The organism is Roseobacter sp. HKCCA2468 (assembly GCF_037805105.1).
In the GTDB taxonomy this organism is placed as follows: domain Bacteria; phylum Pseudomonadota; class Alphaproteobacteria; order Rhodobacterales; family Rhodobacteraceae; genus M30B80.
This window is the reverse complement of record NZ_JBBLYN010000001.1, coordinates 221,294-240,775: the sequence shown is the minus strand read 5'-3', so window position 1 is coordinate 240,775 and position 19,482 is coordinate 221,294. Positions and strand designations below refer to the sequence as shown.

Here is a 19,482-nt window from a genome sequence, read left to right as displayed (position 1 = left end):
CGCGCTTTCATCATTTATGCCGCAATCCCACGGGCCGAAGGGCCACGCCCTGCCCCCGTTGAGGCGGGTGAATTGGGTTCGATTTGCAAACTGACCAGAAGACGCTGAACATCTTTGGCCTGCAGGTTAAGCTTATGCAACGCGTCATTGGTCTGCTCCACCATTTGCGCGTTCTTCTGTGTAATCTCATCCATTTGACCAACCGAGAGGTTGACCTCGCCCAAACCTTGGGACTGTTCTTGCGCCGCCGATGCAATTTCGCCCGCCAAAACCGATACCCTTTCGAAACTGACAACGATCCCTTCTAGGGTGTTGCCTGCCTCATCCATCAGGCCGACACCTGAGGAGACATGCGCGGCGCTTTCGCTGATCAATTGATCAATCTCACGCGCCGCTTGGCTGGATTTGGCGGCCAAGGCGCGCACCTCTTGGGCCACCACCGCAAAACCGCGCCCTGCATCCCCCGCGCGGGCCGCCTCGACCCCAGCGTTCAGGGCCAAAAGATTGGTTTGGAAAGAAATATCATTAATCACACCAGTGATCTGGGAAATGCGATCCGAAGATTGCTTGATCATTTCCATCGCCTTTGCGGCATCGGACACAACCCCTGCCCCGCGGGTCACCTCTTGGCGGGCTTCGCGCGCAACATCGGCTGCGGCGCGGGTGTTTTGGGCCGACCCTTGGACGGAGACAGTCAACTCCTCCATCGCGGCTGCGGTCTGCTCCAGCGAGGCCGCCTGCGAGGCGGTGCGCCCCGACAAATCCTGTGCGGCGCGGGTCACGGATTCGGTTTCATGCATCAACTTTTCCATTGAGGCCCCGATGTCGCGCACAATCGCAGCCAAACGGGCGACAGTTGCGTTGAAATCCCTCCGCATCGGGTCATAGCGTCTTGGAAAATCGCTATAATCTGGGTCAGGGATCACATGACCCAAATTTCCTTCGGCCAAGGCGCCAACTGCGACCTCCATATGGTCAAAAAGGCGCTGCTGTTCGTCACGCCAGATGCCAATCGTCACCTCCACCACGCATTGCATATCAAAGGCAAAGGCGCGGCTGAGAACCGATAGCATCGGCCCCAAGCGGTCATCCGTTTCACGCACCCCCCGAAACCGTTTTGGCGGCACTTGCGCCTTGCGCGTCAGCGCCTCAAGCAACCGTCCCGTTGCCTTGGAATAGGCGGAAACATAGGCAAAAAGGGGCAGATCAATCTTGGCATGGATCGCCCCCACGCGCTGCACCGAGGCGAAATAATCCGCATCAAAACGCCCAGAAAACAGGTTGATCCAATGCGCCTTTTGCGCCATGCGCGCATGATCAACCGAAGCCTCTGTTTTGAAATATTTGGCCAAATCGGCATCGTTCAAGGCATGGGCGTAGAATTCCGAGAGAACGGCATCAATCTCGGGCACAATAAGCGTGCCCACATTGGCCAATAGGTTTAGGTCGTCCCCGACCAAATTGAATTCGGGCAGATGTTGATCAAATTCATAGGCAACCATGGGCCAGACCCTCTCCTCAACGACTGATGGGCGCGCAATCATGGCCCAAGGTGACGAGGGTTCTAGAGGATGGAGTCCTAATAATTCGTCAAAGCAATTTGGTTTTTCATCGAAACATCAATCTTTTGTCGAAGGTTGTGGATGTTCGCGTTCCATTTTCCACGCGCCTGAGGCCTGCGACCAATATTGAAGACGCAGGCCCGCCTCAGCAAAACTGCGCCAATGGGTGCGCGCATGGGTGACGGATGCCTCATCTTGGCCGTCAAAAACCAAAACAGCGCGGGTCAGGCCTGCGCAGTCCTCAGGTGTGATCGTGGCCCCGCCAATCGCCACCAGATAATCAGGGCGGTTGGCGCGCAGATCGCCTGTGCCAATGAGAATGGGTTGAAGCTCGGCATCCGCCCCGCCCTCGACCCCGTGGGGCAGAAAACGCTCGGGCGGATGCGCGGCCCATAAAAGGTCATCCATCCGCGCCACGCTTTGCGCATCGGGCGCGCGCAAGGCCACGCGCCACCCTTGCGCCAAAGCGCGCTCAATCAGCATGGGCAAAACTTGCTCAAGCCGCGAGCGGGTCAGATGGTAGAACCACAGTTCGGACATCAGCCTTCGTCAAACATATCTTGGATCAACCGATCCAGTGCCAAAACGCCCCAACCTGTTGCCCCTGCGGGGGCGTATTTACTGTCCTTTGCAATCGAAGCAACGCCTGCAATATCAAGGTGAATCCAAGGCATGTCTTTCTTGACAAAACGCTGCAGGAATTTGGCCGCTGTGATCGAGCCCGCAGGCCGCCCGCCTGTGTTTTTAATATCGGCTATGCGGCTTTTGATCAGGTCATCATAGCTGTCATCCAATGGCATCGGCCATGCGCCTTCATCTTCGGCTTTCGCGGCCTTTAGGAAGGCTGCGCAAAGCGCATCATCATTTGCAAAAACGCCTGCATTGTCATGGCCCAGTCCAATGATAATTGCGCCTGTCAGCGTGGCCAAATTTATCATCGCGCGTGGGGCAAAGCGTTCTTGCGCATACCACAGCACATCCGCCAGAACGAGGCGCCCTTCGGCATCGGTATTGATGACCTCGATTGTGTCCCCTTTCATTGAGACAACAACATCCCCAGGACGCTGCGCGCGACCATCGGGCATGTTTTCAACCAAGCCAACCAGACCAACCACGTTGGCGCGCGCCTTGCGTAAGGCCAGACCTTTCATCACCCCCGCAACCACACCTGCGCCGCCCATATCCATGGTCATATCTTCCATGCCTGCGGCGGGTTTTAGGCTGATGCCGCCTGTGTCAAACACAACCCCCTTGCCCACGAGGGCAAAGGGCTGCGCATCACCTGCGCCCATCCATTCCATCACCACAACCTTGGACGGGCTTTCCGAGCCTTGCCCAACCCCCAAAAGGGCGCGCATTCCCAATTTTTCGAGCGCGGGTTCATCCAGAACCTCGACCTTGACGCCAAGCGCGGCCAAATCGCTGAGCTGTTCGGCAAAACTGGTGGTCGTCAGAACATTGGCTGGGGCGTTGACCAGATCGCGGGTGAAAAACACCCCTTCCGCCAGCGCCAAAAGCGGCGCGGCCTTTGTGGCAATCTCATCAGGTTTGCTGCAATAGAGCGTGACACTGCCATAGCTTTCGGGGGTTTTGGACTTGTGATCGCCAAATTCATAGCCCCGCAAGACCACCCCAAGCGCCAAATCCGCGCTGCGTGCGAAATTGCCCGCACAGATATGCAACTCTGATTTGCCCGCCGCGACCCGCAATTTAGCGCCCGCGCGGCGTGCCGCTTGCGCGGTGACGCGGCGCTCTGTTTTGAGGAGCAACACGGCCTCTGCTGACATGCCCGCAGGATAGGCCAAGACCATGACATCGCCCGCGTTTAATCCCTCCCATGCAGGGCTGCCAAGCGCCCGATCCACCGCGCCTTTGCTCAGGCGGTTCAACCGCCGCCCCGCTGCATCCAAACCACCCTCTGGCGTGGCCAAACAGGCAATCTTTCCCGAAAGCCCCTTAAGCGCATCAAGATCAATTTCGCAAAACTGTGTCGCGGATGGACGGGTCATGAAGATCCTCACATTGGTTGAAAGCGTCATTTCACGGCAACACTAGGGCGCAAACTGCGGCTTGACCAGATGGGCGATTGCACGAACCCGCGCCCTTCGCGCGGAAGCCTTGCATTAAGCCCCAAAAACCCCCAAAACCAAAAGAACTTCTGGGCAATCAAGCCCGCTTGCACCCCAAAGATATGGGGCCAAATTTACAAAGGCTGCGAATTTGACACGATATGATCGTTATATCTTGCTCATGTGCCTCAGTTTCTTTGGCTTCTTCGCGCTTGTTTTGGTGTCCGTCTATTGGATCAACCAAGGGGTTGATTTGTTCGATCAATTGATCTCGGACGGCCAGACCATTTTGGCCTTCCTCGAACTGACCACATTGGCGCTGCCGCCGATTATCATGATGGTGCTGCCTGTGGCGGGGTTTGTGGCGACCCTTTATGTGTTCAATCGCCTGATCACCGATAGTGAATTGGTGATTTTGCAGACCGCCGGCATCTCGCCGCTGCGCCTGTTACGGCCGGTTTTCTATTTCGGGGCGATTATGGCGTTTTTGGTTGCGGGCCTTAGCAATGGTTTGGCCCCGCAGGCCGAAGCACAATTTCGTGAAAGATCAAACATCTTGGGCAATGATCTGGTCGCGCAGTTGCTGCGTGCGGGCGTGTTCCAATCCCCGATCTCGGGCATCACGATTTACATCAGCGATATTTCACCCGAAGGTGAGTTGCGGGGGCTGTTTATCCATGATCGGCGCAGCGAGACCCGCGAAGTGACCTATCGCGCGGATCGCGGGTATCTTCTGCGCGATGCGGAAAACGCGCGGATGATCTTGGTATCAGGGCGCAGTATCACCTTGGATCTGGTCACAAACCGCCTGAGCAATCTCAGCTTTGAGCGATTGAACTATGATATCACACAGGCACAAAGCCCGACTGCATCAGGCAGTGACGAAGAGGGCGAAGTTCTACCCGAGAACGAGCGCGCGATGTCCACGCCCGCGCTGATTGCGGCGGATCAAGATCTTGCCAACCGCGCGGGCATTCCCCTTGATCGTATCAAATGGGAACTGCATTATCGTTTCGCGCAGGCGATGTTCGCGTTTTTTGTGCCTTTGATTGCGGCCAGTTGCCTGATGCTGCGCAATTTTTCGCGGCTTGGGTTATGGGCGCAGATCATGCTAGCCGTGGGGTTGGTGATCCCGTTGCAGATGAGCAAGAACCTTTTGAGCGCTCAGGTGACCAACGCGCCGCATTTGGCACCATTGGCCTATGTGCAGCCACTGCTCTGCGCCGTGGTGTTCGGGGCGGTGCTGTTGGCCGTATATAAAACCGCGCATTGGCGCCCGATGCGGCAGCCTGATCTGGTTGAGGGCGGCGCATGATCCTGCAACTTTACCTCGCGCAGCGTTATTTCAAAAACTTCCTCACCGTGTTGGCGATCTTTGCGGTGATCCACATGGTCGTGGATTTGACCGAACAGATGCGAAAAATCGCGCTCAACGGCGGGGATTTGGGCGATGCGCTCACGCTTGCGCTGCTCAATATGCCGTCAGCGCTTTATTCCCTCTTTCCACTGGTTGTCATGCTGGCGACCTTGGTCTTTTTCCTGTCACTGGCACGCAGTTCGGAATTGGTGGTGGTGCGGGCATCGGGGCGCTCGGCTTTGCGGGCCACAATGGCCCCAATTGGCGTGGCCGCCCTCATCGGGATCATTGGTCTTTTGGTGATCAACCCAATCGTGGCCGACACACAGATCGCGCATGAGCGTAAGTTGGCACAGGTGCGTGGCGCACAGGAACGCACCTTGGCCATCACACAAGAAGGGCTTTGGCTGCGCCAAGGCACGCGCGATCAGCAAACCGTCATCAACGCGCTGCGCGCCAATAGCGATGGCACGCAATTATTTGACGTCACCTTCTATAATTTCGATACATTTGGCCGTATTGAACAGCGCATTGACGCCGATGAAGCGCGCCTTGGACTGCAATCATGGGATCTTACCCGCGCCAAGATCTGGGACTTAACCCAAACCAACCCCGAGGCCAGTGCAGAAAGTTTTGAAAGCTATGCCGTTCCTTCAACGCTGACGCGGGAACAAATTCTCGATTCCTTTGGGGATCCGAGCAATATCTCGATTTACGCCCTTCCCGATTTCATTACGCAGTTGCAGGAGGCTGGATTTGCGGGCCTGTCGCATCGGGTCTGGTTCCAGATGCAGTTGGCAAACCCCTTGATGCTGATGAGCATGGTCTTGATCGGTGCAAGCCTTACGATGCGTCACACCCGTTTTGGCCGCACGGGGCCTTTGGTGCTCGCCGCGATTTTGTTGGGCTTTGGCCTCTATTTTCTGCGCAGCTTTGCCCAAGTTTTGGGTGAGAATGGTCAGCTTTCCGCCTTTATCGTTGCATGGACACCGCCCCTTGCGGGGTCGCTTTTGGCGCTTGGGGTGATTTTGCATATGGAAGATGGCTAAGACAGTGATAGATCGGCCCAAGACATGAGGGGGGCATGAATTTCCCCTCGCTTCGCTTGCCCGCCTCTTGTAGGCTTGGCACAAATATAAACGGGCGCTCTGACGCCGCCCCTCGCAAGAGTGACCGAAGAAGGACAAGATGAGTTCACATCACGTATCTTCCCCAATCTTGGGTAAATTCTTGGGCGCGCGCGCCGCGCGCAACCTGTGTTTTGGTGTGATCATGGGATGCGCCTTGGCGTTTAGCCCTGCACAAATGCGCGCGCAATCGCTCGATTTCACGCCTGTGATTGCGGTTAATGATACCGTGATCACGCAATATGAGGTGGATCAACGCGCCACATTTTTGGGCATCTTGAATGCACCAGGTGACCTACAGGCCCGCGCGCGCGAGGTTTTGGTAGAGGAACGCCTGCAAATGGCCGCCGCCGAAGCAGCGGGGATCACAATCACCCAAGATCAGTTGATGATCGGAATTGACGAATTTGCCGCCCGCGCGAATTTGGACGGCCAAGGGTTGATTGATGCGCTTGAGAACGAGGGGGTCGCCTATGAGACCCTGCGCGATTTTATCAATGCAGGCCTTTTGTGGCGCGAGATATTGCGCAGTCGGTTTGGGGCACGCGCCCAAGTCTCTGAGGCCGAGATTGACCGCGCACTTGCGCTTGGCTCCAGCGGGGGCGGGGCGCAAATTCGTTTGGCGGAATTGATCCTGCCGATTGAAGGCAACGATATTGACACGCTGCGCGCTGAGTTGCTGGCGATTGCCGAAGATGTGGATGGAAATCTGACGGCTTTTGCCGATGCCGCCCGCGCCCGTTCCGCCGCCCCTACCGCGGTGGATGGTGGTGCGTTGGATTGGCGCCCCTTGTCATCCCTGCCCCAAGGCCTGAGTGCCATGTTGATCACCTTGGATGTTGGTGACGTCACCGAACCCGTCCCTTTGGGGCCTGGGATTGGGATTTTTCAAATGCTGGGCTTTGAAGAGGCGGGATATCAATTCCCAACGCCGAGCAGTTATGATTACGCGACCATTCTGCTTTCAGGGCCAGATGCCGCCGCGCGCGCCGCTGAGATCGCCGCGCAAAATGACCGCTGCGATGATCTTTATGGCACCCTAGGAGGTCAGTTTGAACGGATCAGCGCCCCACGCGCCGAAGTGCCCGCAGATATTGCGGCAGAGCTTGCTAAGCTTGACCCGAATGAAAGCTCGACCGCCCTGCGCCGCAACAATGGCGCCGATCTTCTGATGGTTTGGCTGTGCAATCGCACAGTCGAGCTTGAAGAGGGCGCGCGCGAGGAAATTCGCCAGGCCTTGTTCTCGCAGCGCCTTGAGACTTATGCCTCTGGCTATCTTGAGGAATTGCGTGCGGACGCCATCATCCGTGATTTGGACTGATCCCATGGGTGCGGGCACGACTGGCCCCATTGCGCTCAGCTGCGGGGAACCTGCGGGGATTGGCCCCGAGATTGCCGCAAAAGCGTGGCATGAATTGCAGGGCGCGGTTCCTTTTTTCGTGATTGGGGATGCGGATCATTTCAACGGGCATGGCGCACCTATTGTCAAAATATCTCAGGCAAGTGCCGCCTTTGCTGCCTGTGGCGATGGGTTGCCAGTTCTGCATCGCGGTTTTGGCCCCGCCCGTGTGGCAGGCCACCCCCAAGCCGCCCATGCGCAAGGCGTCATTGACGCAATCGCGGAGGCGGTAGAGCTTGCCCAAGCGGGTGCAGCGCGCGCAATTTGCACCCTGCCCATCCATAAACACGCCCTGCAACAAGGCGCAGGTTTTGCCTATCCAGGCCATACCGAATATCTCGCGGCCTTGGCGGGTGGGGTAAAGGTGGTGATGATGTTGGCCTGCGCAGAATTACGCGTTGTGCCTGCCACCATCCACATCCCCCTCAGCGCGGTTCCTGCGGCCTATACCCCCGATCTATTGCGCGATGTGATCCGCGTGACCTCGGACGCAATGCAGGGTGATTTCGGCCTGCAGTCCCCTCGTTTTGCCGTGGCAGGCCTCAACCCCCATGCGGGCGAAAATGGCGCCATGGGGCGCGAGGAAATCGCGTGGATGATCCCCTGTCTGGAGGGGCTGCGCGGCGAAGGTTACCATATCGCGGGGCCGCTCTCCGCAGATACGATGTTCCATCCTGCGGCGCGCGCGCGGTATGATGTGGCCATCTGCGCCTACCATGATCAGGCGCTGATCCCAATCAAGACGCTTGATTTCTCAGGCGGGGTGAATGTGACGCTTGGCCTGCCCTTTATCCGCACCTCGCCCGATCATGGCACGGCCTTTGACATCGCGGGCACGGGCCGCGCAGATGCCACAAGCTTGGTCGCCGCGTTGCGCATGGCGGATCAAATGGCACAGGCACGCGCGGCATGATTGATACCCTCCCCCCCCTGCGCGAGGTGATCGCAACCCATGATCTGCGCGCCAAGAAATCCTTGGGGCAGAATTTCCTGCTTGATCTGAACCTGACCGCAAAAATCGCCCGCATTGCAGGGGATTTAAGCGAATGTGATGTTCTAGAAATCGGCCCCGGCCCTGGTGGTTTGACCCGTGGCCTTTTGGCCGAAGGGGCGCGGCGCGTTGTGGCGATTGAAAAAGACGCGCGTTGCCTTCCTGCGTTGGCAGAAATCGCCGCCGCCTATCCCGACCGCCTGAGCGTTCTCAATGACGATGCTTTGGCCGTGGATTGGGCGGCGCATCTGAACCCGCCGATCCGTATCATCGCCAATCTGCCCTATAATGTGGGCACCGAATTGCTCATCCGTTGGCTGATCCCGCCTGTCTGGCCACCACAATGGTCAAGCCTGACCTTGATGTTCCAACGCGAAGTGGCCGAACGTATTGTGGCGCGGGAAGGCAGCAAGGCCTATGGCCGCTTGGCCGTCTTGGCGCAATGGCGCTGTGAGGCGCGGATTGCGCTGAACCTGCCACCTGAGGCCTTCACCCCACCCCCAAAGGTCAGCTCTGCGGTGGTGCATTTAACAGCACTTGAGGCACCGAAATTCCCCGCCGATCAAAAGGTGCTGGAGCGCGTGGTGGCAAAAGCCTTTAATCAACGCCGCAAGATGCTGCGCGCCGCGCTGAAGGGGCTTTGCCCTGATATTGAGGATCGCATCTTGGCCGCAGGGCTGCGCCCGACTGACCGCGCAGAAACAGTCAGCCTTGAGGGGTTTTGCGCCCTCGCCCGCGCTGTCGCGGCCGATTAAGGCAAGAAAAACCCCCGCACCAAGGATGGCACGGGGGCAATGTCATGCAACAAGGTCAGGCGCGATTAATCGCCTTGCGCCTCGCTTGGGGCCGCAACCATTGGGGCGGCATCGCTGCCTGCCTCGTCAGATTTGCGCGGGCGGCGGGGGCCACGCGGCGCGCGTTTCGCGCGAGGTTTGCTTTCGGGCGTGTCGACCAAGGTGCTGGCCTCCTCCGCATCGCCATCGGCGGCAATCGCCAAACCATCCGTTTCACTGGGCATGACCTCTTGGCCTGCATCCTGCGAAGTCTCGGCCTCGTCCTCGTTTGAATACCCACGGCGATCATTGCCATTCTGGCCGCCATTATGGTTTTGCTGCTCTTCGCGGCGCGCGTCCATCTCGCGCTGCGCCTCGCTTAGGAGGCGGGAATAATGCTCGGAGTGCTGCAAGAAATTCTCAGCGGCAACACGGTCATTGCTCAACTGGGCATCACGGGCCAATTGCTGATATTTGTCGATGATCTGCTGCGGCGTGCCGCGCACCTTGCCCTCTGGGCCAGAGCTGTCAAACACCCGATTGATGATATTGCCAACAGAGCGGTTGCGATTGCCCTTTGACCGCGAGCGGTTCTTTGATGATCTCATTGTTCTTATATAGTCCAGTGTTGAAGCCATCCACGGCAGGGTGTCAGGCGGCCTAGTGCCAAGTCCGTGCCAATATCCACGATCAGCCTGTGCAATCTGTGCCTTTGTCCAGAATATCGTGGCTGTTATTTCGGGGGAATGTCTTAATAATTCCTCTCCCGTGATCTCCGCTTGCCATGGCTGAGGGGCGCTTACAAGCGGAAAGTTACAAAAACGGCGAAATTATCAGCTTTTTCGCCTAGGAACGCATCGCTTGCGCCACCACAACACGCGGCTTGCCTGCCAAGTCATGGATGACGCGCACAGACCGAAACCCTGCTTGAGCAAAGATTTGCGGCACCGTTTCGCCTTGATCATAGCCGATTTCGACCATGACCGCCCCATCGCGCGCAAGATAGGCGCCTGCCTCCGCCGCGATCACGCGATATGCGCTCAGCCCATCCTGACCATCGGTCAGCGCCGCAGCGCGCTCATGCAAGCGCAGCTCTTCGGGTAGGCCTGCATAAGTTGCCTGATCAATATAGGGCGGGTTGGATAGGATCAGATCAAACATCGCGGGTTCTGGCAGCGCCGCGAACCATGGGCCTGTGAAGAACTGCAAACGCCCCGCCACGCCATGGGTCTTTGCATTTTGTCGCGCGCGGGCCAATGCCCCCTCGTCCAAATCGGTTGCAACCCCTTGCGCCTCTGGCCGCGCGGCAAGCAGGCTGATTGCAATCACCCCTGTGCCTGTGCCCAGATCAAGAAAGCGCCTAAAGCCACGCGCGAGTGCAGCCTCTACCAAGGTTTCCGTATCAGGCCGCGGGGCCAAATCCCCCGCCCCAACAACGAAATCCAATCCCATGAATGCAGATTTCCCAATGATATGGGCCACAGATTGCCCAGCAAGGCGGGCCTCCACCACTGTCTCAAAATCCACGATATGATTTTGAGCGGCCAGATCATTGAGACGGGCTGACAACCCCGCCGCTGACAGGCCTGCGGCATGCGCCAATAAAAGGCGCGCATCGCGCTCAGCCTCATCTTGGGGCAAGCGCAAAGACAAACGCGCGCGCGCGGCGGCGTAAAGATCCCGATAGCGCGCGCTCACCCGTCCATCTCAGCCAATAGGGCGGCTTGATCATGGGCGGTCAGCGCGTCAATGATCTCGTCCAAATCACCCGACAAGACCTGATCCAACTTATACAAGGTCAGATTGATCCGATGATCTGTCATGCGCCCTTGGGGAAAATTATAGGTGCGGATACGCTCGGAACGATCGCCCGTCCCCACCTGACTTTTGCGCGAAGCGGCGCGGGCATCATCGGCCTTTTGCCGTTCCAGATCATAAAGCCGCGCGCGCAAGACCTGCATTGCGATCTCGCGGTTGCGGTGTTGTGACTTCTCCGATGAGGTGACGATGATCCCCGTGGGCAAATGGGTGATGCGCACGGCGCTGTCTGTGGTGTTCACATGCTGACCACCCGCGCCTGAGGCGCGCATTGTATCAATACGGATATCGGTGGCTGGGATATCAATATCGACATCTTCAGCCTCGGGCAGAACAGCCACAGTCGCGGCGGATGTATGGATACGTCCGCCTGATTCCGTTTCTGGCACCCGCTGCACGCGATGAACGCCAGACTCGTATTTCATCCGTGCGAATACCCCCTCGCCCGCAATCCGCGCGGTCACTTCGCGCACCCCGCCAAGCTCGGAGAGCTGCTGCTCGATCAATTCAAATTGCCATCCCCGCGCCTCGGCGTAGCGTTGATACATCCGCAGCAAATCGCCCGCAAAAAGGGCCGCCTCATCGCCGCCCGTTCCTGGACGAATTTCAAGAATGGCAGGGCGCGCATCGGCCGCATCTTTGGGCAAAAGCGCAATGCGCAAGGCATATTCAACCTCAGGCAGCGCGATTTTCAACCGTGCCAATTCTTCTTCGGCCAAGGCGCGCATCTCAGGATCGGCCAACATCGCCTCGGCCCCCTGAAGATCAGATTTGATCTGCTGATATTCGTCAATCTGCGTGACCACAGGTTTCAGCTGCGCATATTCGCGACTGATTGCGGCAATCGCATCAGCGGCGGGGCCTGCGTTTAATTGCGCCTCGAGATACTCGAAGCGCTCGACAATTTGGCGAAGGGGTTCTGCTGGCAACATAGGCAGGGTTTGGCGAAGCGGCGCGGGCGCGTCAAGCCTGATTGATCAACGCGCTTCCTGCAACGCAGCGACCCAATCGGCCACGCGCGCTGCATTCACCCCCAAATCGCTATAACCAAAGCGCGACCGCGAGAAGATCTGAACCCGCGTCCCCCCCTCATCGGTGGGATCAAGCGTTAGGCTGAGCGCGTCAGGGAAGCCCATCAAACGGCTGCGATAGACATAGGTGACAAAACCATCCTCTGGTTGGCCTGCCAACAGAACGGCGCCATCGCTGGCGGCCTTCAGCGCGACATCTGCCGCCACATCTGCCAGATTGCGCGGCAACACCAAGGCCTCATCCCCCACCATAAGGGCGAAATTGGGGGTTGATGGCGGCACGGCCAAAGCAGGGCGCATATGATAGCGCGCGGCATCCATTGGCATCACACGAAAGGCCACCGCCGCAAAAATTACGATGCCAAAAAGCGTTGCAACGGCCATGAACAATTTGAACAGCATCTTTTACCCCCAACGATTTATCTTTACGCGAAGCCCATTTCATGCGACATGGGCCGCGCTAGTTATCTGATATCGCTCTTCTGTCCCTCTTTAAAGGCAACAGTGCAGCCTATCTCGCATGACGATTGCCAAGCTGCCACATGGTGTGGGCAGCAAAATGACAGGAGACACGGAAATGGCCAATGGCACCGTGAAATGGTTCAATGCAACCAAAGGTTTCGGCTTCATCGCACCTGATGAAGGCGGCAAAGACGTATTCGTTCACATCTCTGGTGTTGAGCGTTCTGGCCTCAAAGGCCTCAACGACAACCAGAAAGTGACTTACGAGCTGGAAAAAGGCCGTGATGGCCGCGAAAGCGCCGTAAATATCACGCTGGTCTAAGGCATAAGCCTGATCCAGTTTGGATTGGAAAAGGTGGGCTTTGGCCCGCCTTTTTCTTTTTGCTTACGCGATTTTGGGCATAAGCCAGCCTGTCATGGCCTCGGCCGCGCCCGTTTCTGCCGCCTCGCGCACCACATTGGCCAATTTGCGCAACTGATTGGAAAGCGGGCTAGTGCGCCGCCAAATAACCCCGATTTTGCGCGCAGGCGCAGGGGTGCGAAACCGCGCCAAGGCCACGCTCGCAGAGCGCGTCTCAACAGGCACAGCCATTTCAGGGATAAGCGTCACGCCAATCCCCGCCCCCACCATCTGCACAAGCGTTGAAAGGGATGAGCCATCCATCACCTCGCGCGGGGTATTTGCGCCAAGCGCGCAAAAAGACAGGGCTTGGTCGCGGAAGCAATGCCCCTCCTCCAACAAAAGCAGTTTCATTTCACGCAGGGAATTGGCATCGGGCACAGGCTTGCCTGCATCTTCGGGCGGGCGCACAAGAATGAAATCTTCTTGAAACACCTCCACCTCCTCAAAGCTGGGCTCCGATATGGGCAGGGCCACAATCGCCGCGTCCAACCGCCCTTCAGACAATTCCGAGATCAAGCGCGGGGTGATCGTTTCGCGCAACGCCAAATTGGCCTGCGGGTAATACTGCCCCATCAACCCCACCACGCGCGGCAATAGATATGGCGCAATGGTGGGGATCACACCAAGACGCAGGCGCCCCAAATCATCACCGCGCGCCGCACGCGCACTATCGCCCAAATCGTCAACCTCGGCCAAAATTCGCTGCGCGCGCGCCAAAAACCCCACCCCAAAGGGCGTGGGTCGCACATGGCGGGCCGCGCGCTCGAACAGGGCCAGACCTAAACCATCCTCCAAGGCCTGAATTTGCATGGACAAAGCGGGCTGCGAGATCGCGGATGCGGCAGCCGCATGTCCAAAATGACCATGCTCGGCCACGGCCACCGCATATCGCAACTGCTTCAAGGTGATATTAGCCATAATAAAACCTGATCGGTTACATCAGAAAATCAAAATTAAACTAATCGCTCACTGATGCTAAAACAAGCCTAAGTGCCGTTTGCATGCGAATCCGTGCAACGGCCCTCTGATCACCTAGAACCGCACCCCGATGATGGGGCCTGAATGAGACAACCCAAAAGGAGACTGCCCTCATGGATGGAAATAACATTGGCAAATGCCCCGTGATGCATGGCGCGCAAACCGCGCTTGGCACAACTGTTACCGATTGGTGGCCAAATGCGTTGAACCTCGACATTTTGCACCAACATGGTCGCAAGACCGATCCGATGGGCGAGGCTTTTGATTACCGCAAAGAATTGGAAAAGCTCGATATCGATGCGCTGAAGAAAGACATGCACGCGCTGATGACCGACAGCCAAGATTGGTGGCCCGCAGATTGGGGCCATTACGGTGGCTTGATGATCCGCATGGCCTGGCACGCGGCGGGCAGCTATCGCACCGCTGACGGTCGCGGCGGCGGCGGCACTGGCAACCAGCGTTTTGCACCGCTGAATTCTTGGCCCGACAACACCAACCTCGACAAAGCCCGCCGCCTGTTGTGGCCGATCAAGAAAAAATACGGGAATTCCGTATCTTGGGCAGATTTGTTCATTTTGGCGGGCAACATTGCCTATGAATCCATGGGCCTCAAAACCTTTGGCTATTCCTTTGGCCGCGCCGATATTTGGCATCCAGAAAAAGATATTTACTGGGGCGCAGAAAAGGATTGGCTGGGGTCTGAGCGTTATGCCGAGGATCGTGGCTCTGAGACATTGGAAAACCCGCTTGCGGCGGTTCAGATGGGTCTGATCTATGTGAACCCAGAAGGCGTGAATGGTCAGCCCGATCCGCTGCGCACCGCGCATGATGTACGGGTCACCTTTGCCCGTATGGCGATGAATGACGAAGAAACAGTGGCCCTGACCGCAGGCGGCCATACAGTGGGCAAGGCGCATGGCAATGGCGATGCGGCCAATTTGGGTGCTGACCCTGAAGGTGCCGATGTGCATGAGCAGGGCCTTGGCTGGAACAACCACACCACCCGTGGCGTGGGCCGCGACACTGTCACCTCGGGCATCGAGGGCGCTTGGACAACCCACCCCACCAAATGGGATAACGGCTATTTCCATCTGCTGCTGAACTATGACTGGGAATTGAAGAAATCCCCCGCGGGGGCATGGCAATGGGAACCTGTAAACATCAAGGAAGAGGACAAGCCCGTTGATGTCGAAGACCCATCTATCCGCTACAACCCGATCATGACGGATGCGGATATGGCGATGAAGATGGATCCCGAATATCGCAAGATTTCGGAAAAGTTCTATGCCGATCCTGAATATTTCTCGGAAACCTTCGCCCGCGCATGGTTCAAGCTGACCCACCGCGATATGGGGCCAAAGGCGCGTTATTTCGGGCCAGATGTGCCTGCCGAAGATCTGATCTGGCAAGACCCGATCCCTGCGGGCTCCACGACTTATGATGTGGATGCGGTCAAGGCGAAAATCGCGGCAACGGGCCTGTCCATCTCCGAGATGGTCGCCACCGCATGGGACAGCGCGCGCACCTTCCGTGGGTCTGATATGCGCGGCGGTGCCAATGGCGCGCGCATTCGTCTGGCCCCACAAAAGGATTGGGAAGGCAACGAGCCGGCCCGCCTGCAAAAAGTGCTGGCCGCATTGGAACCCATCGCCGCGGAAACAGGCGCAAGCCTTGCGGATGTGATCGTTCTGGCGGGCAATCTCGGTGTCGAGCAAGCGGCGAAGGCCGCAGGGGTCGAGATCACCCTGCCCTTCACGCCAGGCCGTGGTGACGCCACCCAAGAGCAAACCGATATCGACAGTTTCGAAGTGCTAGAGCCCGTCCATGACGCGTTCCGCAACTGGTTGAAAGCGGATTACACCGTGCAACCAGAGGAGCTGATGTTGGATCGTGCGCAGCTTTTGGGTCTGACAGCGCCCCAAATGACGGCATTGATTGGCGGTATGCGTGTGCTTGGCACCAACCATGGCGGCAGCGCGCATGGGGTGTTCACGGATCGTGTTGGCACATTGTCGACCGATTTCTTCACGGCGCTGACCGACATGGCCAATAAGTGGGAACCTGCAGGGCCGAACCTCTACAACATCGTGTCTCGCAAAACAGGCGAAACAAAATGGACAGCCACCCGTGTGGATTTGGTTTTTGGCTCAAACTCAATCCTGCGCGCTTATGCCGAACTTTACGCACAAGACGATAATGCCGCGAAATTCGTGCATGATTTCGCCGCTGCGTGGACAAAGGTGATGAATGCAGACCGTTTTGACGCGGCCGCATAAAACACGCAGGTAAGAAAAGACAGGCGCGCGCCCCAAACGGGCGCGCGTTTTTTTATCTTTTACAGACCAGACCTGCCTGCTAGCCCTAGGCGCATGCAAACGGCACTTATATTGATCATTGCTTTGGCAGTTGCGGGTCTGTTGATCTGGCCACCCTTGGCGAAATCGACCCTCTGGCGCGCCGCAATCACCCCATTGGCCTCAATTATCGGCAGCGGGTTTTTGGTTCTTGGGCCCGTTTTGCACCACGCATTTGGCGTCTATGCCGCGCTTGCAATGGCCGTTTTATGTGCGCTGGCTTGGGGGTTCAGTCGGGCCATTGCTCATAATATCATGCGATTGGCTAAAGGATCACGCAGGCCCATAGAGATCTGGCTGGATCGCGCCGCATCATGGGCCTTGGCGTTTGCCTATATGGTGTCGGTGGCCTATTACCTCAATCTGTTTGGCGCTTTTGCAGCCCGCCTGACCCCCGTGAGCGACCCGCATGCCGCGCGATGGATCACCACAGGCGCGCTCGGGTTCATCGTGATCTTGGGGCTTGCTCGCGGCTTTCATGCCCTTGAACGGGTCGAACAAATCTCGGTTGGGATCAAATTGGCGGTGATTGCGGGGCTTCTTGGTGCGCTATGGATGGCGCTTGGCACAGATATGCTCGATGGGCAGGGTGTGATCCTATCCCCCGCGACAGAAACGGGCCCCGCAGCCCTGTTTTTGGTGTTTGGGCTGATTGTGACCGTGCAAGGTTTCGAAACGGTACGGTATATGGGGGCGGAGTATGACCCCGCGTTACGGATCCGCGCCATGCATATGGCGCTGCTTATCGCCACGCTGATCTATATGGCCTATCTTGTGCCCCTCAGCCTAATCTTTACGCCCGACCCGCAAGCCGTCAGCGAAACAGCCATTATCGACATGATGGGCCGTTTGGCCCCAATCCTTGCGCCGCTTTTGATGATTGCGGCGCTGAGTGCCCAGTTCAGCGCCGCCTTGGCCGATACGGGCGGATCAGGCGGGCTGCTCGCAGAATTGACCCGCGACCGCATCGATGCGCGCCAAGGCTATGTCATTTTGGGCGCAGTCGCGCTGATCCTTACATGGGTGGGCGATGTGTTTTCCATCATCGGCTATGCCTCCCGCGCCTTTGCCTTTTATTACGCGCTGCAAGCCGCGATTGCGGCGGCAGGCGCGGGCAATTGGCCAAAGCGCCTGTTCTTTATTGCGATGGCCCTCTTGGGTGGGGCGATCACCCTATTCGGCACTTCGGTCGAATAGGGGCTCGGCCATCAAGCGCCCCACGCGCAAGGCGGGCGCAATCCCCGCGAGATGGCACATATGCCATGCCATCACTTGGTTGGACGACAGGGCAACGGCGCCCGTTTCGGCCTCGATGGCATCAATCACATCCAAGGTGCGCAAATTTGTGCAGGATAAAAACACCGCCTCGGCCCCGCCCCGTTGCAGCAACGCCGTTGCCGCGCGGGTGACAGACGGGCCATCGATGAGCGCAACTGCATGTTCGCGCGCCTCGTTAAAGGTTCCGAACACCGGGCTTTCTACCCCTTGTGCCGCGACTGCGGCGCGCAGGCGGCTTGAGACCTCGGGCACATAGGGCGACAAAAACGCCAAGCGCGTGATCCCCATATGACGGCAGGCCGCCACGAGCGCCGAAAGCGGGTCGGTCACATGGGTCGCGGGGCATCCTTTGCGCAGCAATTCAGCCACCCGCCCCGCCCCGATCACCGATGTCGCCGAGGTGCAACCATATCCCAACACATCAAAGTCTAAAGGCGGCGGCATCAGGGCTGCGGCATCGCTCAGATGCCCCTCCATCGCAGCAAGACTGTCTGAGCTGACCGTTTCCGCACTGGGAACGCGGTTGATATAAAGGGCCACATCCTCTTGCGGCAAGATACGGCGCAGGTCGTGCTCTAGCGTTTCATCGGATTGCAATACGACCATGCCCAACACGGCACGGCGCCCCAAAATAGGTGCAACAGTGTAGTCAAACACATCTTCCATGGCCAAGGGCCCCATGCGTGATCGCGATTGCCCTCTATGCTGCGGGGGTTTTGTGATAAATCATGCGCGCCCTGCGACCTCTCATAGCCTATTTGCGCCGCTTTCGCCCCTTTGGCCAAGCCATGTATGAAATGCGAAAGACCAAGATAGGATTTTCCTATCAGGTGAAATCATTCATACACAACTCATTGAATATGATAGCATTTTCAATGCCACCAAGGGGCATGAGATCTGCGACCTATCCGATAGACGCGTCTTTATGCTGCATTGCTGCTGCCCTTGGTGGCACCCAATTAACCCGTTACAATTGCGTAGACAAAGCGCAAACAGACCAACGCAAGAAAGAGGCCAAAGGCCAATTCCAAATGCCGCCGCGACAGGCTATGCGCCAATTTCACCCCCAAATTCGCAGTCAGAATTGTGGTTGGCACAAACAGGATCATCCCCAAAAACGAGACATATCCGATGGCGTCCATCGGTAACCCGTCTTGGCCGAGGCCCGCGATCATATAGCCAATCGCGCCGGGGACCGAGATCAAAACCCCAATCCCTGCCGATGTGGCCACCGCCTGATGAATGGGGCGGCCGTGCAATGTCATGATCATATTTGAAATCTGACCCCCACCAATCCCCATCAGGGCTGACAAAAGGCCAATCAAACCACCATAGGAGTAAAGCCCTGCCCCCGTGGGCAAATCAGCGCCCAAATCCCATTTCTTCGCACCAGAGATCATCTTGATCGCATTGGCCCCCGCAACCACTACAAAAACGATCTGAAAGACGAATGGCGGTGCAAAACGGGCCAAACCCGCGCCGATCAGCACGCCTGCCAGAATGGGCAGCGCCCATGATTTCAACAGCGCCTCATCCACGGCCCCGCGGGCGCGGTGGCCCATATAAGAGCGGATTGAGGTGGGAATAATGATGGCCAGTGAGGTGCCAACCGCCAACGGCATCCGCACCTCATCTGAGAGACCCAAGAAGCCGAAGATCTCGTAAAGCACAGGCACAATCAATGCGCCGCCGCCTACGCCAAACAGCCCCGCGAGAACGCCCGTCACTGCACCCGCCGCAAGCAGCATCACTGCGACCATGGCGAATTCCGCCGTCATGAAATCCATCTTGTCCCTCCAGAAAATGCGCACTCCCCGTCACGGGATATGCGCGGCACGCGCGCCGCTTTGGCCCTTTCATACGAAAGGCCCGCAGCACTG

At 57.7% G+C, this 19,482-nt stretch carries 18 protein-coding genes; 8 read left to right on the top strand and 10 right to left on the bottom strand.

Annotated features, from left to right (window positions below):
• Positions 1 to 14: 14 nt before the first annotated feature.
• From AAC620_RS01235 to AAC620_RS01225, 3 genes are all read right to left on the bottom strand, one after another.
• The gene (locus AAC620_RS01235; protein ID WP_340242468.1) at positions 15 to 1,502 is read right to left on the bottom strand and encodes a methyl-accepting chemotaxis protein; all 1,488 of its coding nucleotides are present in this window, start codon (positions 1,500 to 1,502) and stop codon (positions 15 to 17) included.
• A 117-nt stretch (positions 1,503 to 1,619) separates the two neighbouring features.
• Entirely contained in the window at positions 1,620 to 2,102 is a 483-nt protein-coding gene (locus AAC620_RS01230; protein ID WP_340242467.1) for a DNA polymerase III subunit chi, read from the bottom strand.
• A complete protein-coding gene (locus AAC620_RS01225; RefSeq protein ID WP_340242466.1) occupies positions 2,102 to 3,571 on the bottom strand; it encodes a leucyl aminopeptidase in 1,470 nt (489 codons plus the stop codon). Before AAC620_RS01225 ends, AAC620_RS01230 begins: the two co-directional genes overlap by 1 nt.
• Before the next feature lie 211 nt (positions 3,572 to 3,782).
• On the opposite strand from AAC620_RS01225, the gene lptF reads away from it, so the two are divergent.
• The 5 genes from lptF to rsmA all read left to right on the top strand — a co-directional run bounded on the left by lptF (position 3,783) and on the right by rsmA (position 9,260).
• The gene (lptF, locus tag AAC620_RS01220; RefSeq protein WP_340242465.1) at positions 3,783 to 4,946 is read left to right on the top strand and encodes an LPS export ABC transporter permease LptF; all 1,164 of its coding nucleotides are present in this window, start codon (positions 3,783 to 3,785) and stop codon (positions 4,944 to 4,946) included.
• Positions 4,943 to 6,037 carry an LPS export ABC transporter permease LptG gene (lptG, locus tag AAC620_RS01215; protein WP_340242464.1) on the top strand — a complete coding sequence of 365 codons (1,095 nt, stop codon included), beginning with the start codon at positions 4,943 to 4,945 and terminating at the stop codon, positions 6,035 to 6,037. Before lptF ends, lptG begins: the two co-directional genes overlap by 4 nt.
• A gap of 139 nt (positions 6,038 to 6,176) precedes the next feature.
• On the top strand, positions 6,177 to 7,436 hold the full coding sequence (locus AAC620_RS01210) for a peptidylprolyl isomerase (protein WP_340242463.1): 1,260 nt from the start codon (positions 6,177 to 6,179) through the stop codon (positions 7,434 to 7,436).
• A gap of 4 nt (positions 7,437 to 7,440) precedes the next feature.
• Complete coding sequence (pdxA, locus tag AAC620_RS01205) at positions 7,441 to 8,427, top strand: 4-hydroxythreonine-4-phosphate dehydrogenase PdxA (protein ID WP_340243565.1); 987 nt, start codon at positions 7,441 to 7,443, stop codon at positions 8,425 to 8,427.
• Positions 8,424 to 9,260: a 16S rRNA (adenine(1518)-N(6)/adenine(1519)-N(6))-dimethyltransferase RsmA gene (gene rsmA, locus AAC620_RS01200; protein ID WP_340242462.1), complete on the top strand. Its 837-nt coding sequence runs from the start codon at positions 8,424 to 8,426 to the stop codon at positions 9,258 to 9,260. Before pdxA ends, rsmA begins: the two co-directional genes overlap by 4 nt.
• 65 nt (positions 9,261 to 9,325) lie before the next feature.
• On the opposite strand, the gene AAC620_RS01195 is transcribed toward rsmA, so the two are convergent.
• The 4 genes from AAC620_RS01195 to AAC620_RS01180 form a co-directional block, all read right to left on the bottom strand.
• Entirely contained in the window at positions 9,326 to 9,886 is a 561-nt protein-coding gene (locus AAC620_RS01195) for a DUF4167 domain-containing protein (RefSeq protein WP_340242461.1), read from the bottom strand.
• Positions 9,887 to 10,124: 238 nt separating this feature from the next.
• Positions 10,125 to 10,976, bottom strand: a complete 852-nt coding sequence (gene prmC, locus AAC620_RS01190) for a peptide chain release factor N(5)-glutamine methyltransferase (RefSeq protein ID WP_340242460.1) — start codon at positions 10,974 to 10,976, stop codon at positions 10,125 to 10,127.
• Positions 10,973 to 12,028: a peptide chain release factor 1 gene (gene prfA / locus AAC620_RS01185; RefSeq protein ID WP_340242459.1), complete on the bottom strand. Its 1,056-nt coding sequence runs from the start codon at positions 12,026 to 12,028 to the stop codon at positions 10,973 to 10,975. Before prfA ends, prmC begins: the two co-directional genes overlap by 4 nt.
• 45 nt (positions 12,029 to 12,073) lie before the next feature.
• Positions 12,074 to 12,529, bottom strand: a complete 456-nt coding sequence (locus AAC620_RS01180) for a DUF1499 domain-containing protein (RefSeq protein WP_340242457.1) — start codon at positions 12,527 to 12,529, stop codon at positions 12,074 to 12,076.
• Between the two features lie 175 nt (positions 12,530 to 12,704).
• Here AAC620_RS01180 and AAC620_RS01175 point away from each other — a divergent pair, with 175 nt between their 5' ends.
• Positions 12,705 to 12,911 carry a cold-shock protein gene (locus AAC620_RS01175; RefSeq protein WP_317655813.1) on the top strand — a complete coding sequence of 69 codons (207 nt, stop codon included), beginning with the start codon at positions 12,705 to 12,707 and terminating at the stop codon, positions 12,909 to 12,911.
• A 63-nt stretch (positions 12,912 to 12,974) separates the two neighbouring features.
• Here the strand turns inward: AAC620_RS01175 and AAC620_RS01170 are convergent, their stop codons facing one another.
• Positions 12,975 to 13,910: a hydrogen peroxide-inducible genes activator gene (locus tag AAC620_RS01170; RefSeq protein ID WP_340242455.1), complete on the bottom strand. Its 936-nt coding sequence runs from the start codon at positions 13,908 to 13,910 to the stop codon at positions 12,975 to 12,977.
• Positions 13,911 to 14,083: 173 nt separating this feature from the next.
• On the opposite strand from AAC620_RS01170, the gene katG reads away from it, so the two are divergent.
• The gene (gene katG, locus AAC620_RS01165; RefSeq protein ID WP_340242453.1) at positions 14,084 to 16,246 is read left to right on the top strand and encodes a catalase/peroxidase HPI; all 2,163 of its coding nucleotides are present in this window, start codon (positions 14,084 to 14,086) and stop codon (positions 16,244 to 16,246) included.
• Positions 16,247 to 16,339: 93 nt separating this feature from the next.
• Positions 16,340 to 17,521, top strand: coding sequence for a hypothetical protein (locus AAC620_RS01160; protein ID WP_340242451.1), 1,182 nt, complete (start codon positions 16,340 to 16,342; stop codon positions 17,519 to 17,521).
• Here AAC620_RS01160 and AAC620_RS01155 read toward each other — a convergent pair.
• Together AAC620_RS01155 and AAC620_RS01150 are read right to left on the bottom strand one after the other, a co-directional pair.
• The gene (locus AAC620_RS01155) at positions 17,498 to 18,268 is read right to left on the bottom strand and encodes a maleate cis-trans isomerase family protein (RefSeq protein WP_340242449.1); all 771 of its coding nucleotides are present in this window, start codon (positions 18,266 to 18,268) and stop codon (positions 17,498 to 17,500) included. The two genes, AAC620_RS01160 and AAC620_RS01155, sit on opposite strands and share 24 nt — an antisense overlap.
• Before the next feature lie 293 nt (positions 18,269 to 18,561).
• On the bottom strand, positions 18,562 to 19,389 hold the full coding sequence (locus AAC620_RS01150; RefSeq protein ID WP_340242447.1) for a sulfite exporter TauE/SafE family protein: 828 nt from the start codon (positions 19,387 to 19,389) through the stop codon (positions 18,562 to 18,564).
• Between the last annotated feature and the right edge of the window lie 93 nt (positions 19,390 to 19,482).

Bases quoted from the DNA above. Each gene is read 5' to 3' on its own strand.
- AAC620_RS01235 (WP_340242468.1), bottom strand. From the start codon at position 1,502: ATGGTTGCCTATGAATTTGATCAACATCTGCCCGAATTCAATTTGGTC.
- AAC620_RS01230 (WP_340242467.1), bottom strand. From the start codon at position 2,102: ATGTCCGAACTGTGGTTCTACCATCTGACCCGCTCGCGGCTTGAGCAA.
- AAC620_RS01225 (WP_340242466.1), bottom strand. From the start codon at position 3,571: ATGACCCGTCCATCCGCGACACAGTTTTGCGAAATTGATCTTGATGCG.
- lptG (WP_340242464.1), top strand. From the start codon at position 4,943: ATGATCCTGCAACTTTACCTCGCGCAGCGTTATTTCAAAAACTTCCTC.
- AAC620_RS01210 (WP_340242463.1), top strand. From the start codon at position 6,177: ATGAGTTCACATCACGTATCTTCCCCAATCTTGGGTAAATTCTTGGGC.
- pdxA (WP_340243565.1), top strand. From the start codon at position 7,441: ATGGGTGCGGGCACGACTGGCCCCATTGCGCTCAGCTGCGGGGAACCT.
- rsmA (WP_340242462.1), top strand. From the start codon at position 8,424: ATGATTGATACCCTCCCCCCCCTGCGCGAGGTGATCGCAACCCATGAT.
- AAC620_RS01195 (WP_340242461.1), bottom strand. From the start codon at position 9,886: ATGAGATCATCAAAGAACCGCTCGCGGTCAAAGGGCAATCGCAACCGC.
- prfA (WP_340242459.1), bottom strand. From the start codon at position 12,028: ATGTTGCCAGCAGAACCCCTTCGCCAAATTGTCGAGCGCTTCGAGTAT.
- AAC620_RS01180 (WP_340242457.1), bottom strand. From the start codon at position 12,529: ATGCTGTTCAAATTGTTCATGGCCGTTGCAACGCTTTTTGGCATCGTA.
- AAC620_RS01175 (WP_317655813.1), top strand. From the start codon at position 12,705: ATGGCCAATGGCACCGTGAAATGGTTCAATGCAACCAAAGGTTTCGGC.
- AAC620_RS01170 (WP_340242455.1), bottom strand. From the start codon at position 13,910: ATGGCTAATATCACCTTGAAGCAGTTGCGATATGCGGTGGCCGTGGCC.
- katG (WP_340242453.1), top strand. From the start codon at position 14,084: ATGGATGGAAATAACATTGGCAAATGCCCCGTGATGCATGGCGCGCAA.
- AAC620_RS01160 (WP_340242451.1), top strand. From the start codon at position 16,340: ATGCAAACGGCACTTATATTGATCATTGCTTTGGCAGTTGCGGGTCTG.
- AAC620_RS01155 (WP_340242449.1), bottom strand. From the start codon at position 18,268: ATGGAAGATGTGTTTGACTACACTGTTGCACCTATTTTGGGGCGCCGT.
- AAC620_RS01150 (WP_340242447.1), bottom strand. From the start codon at position 19,389: ATGGATTTCATGACGGCGGAATTCGCCATGGTCGCAGTGATGCTGCTT.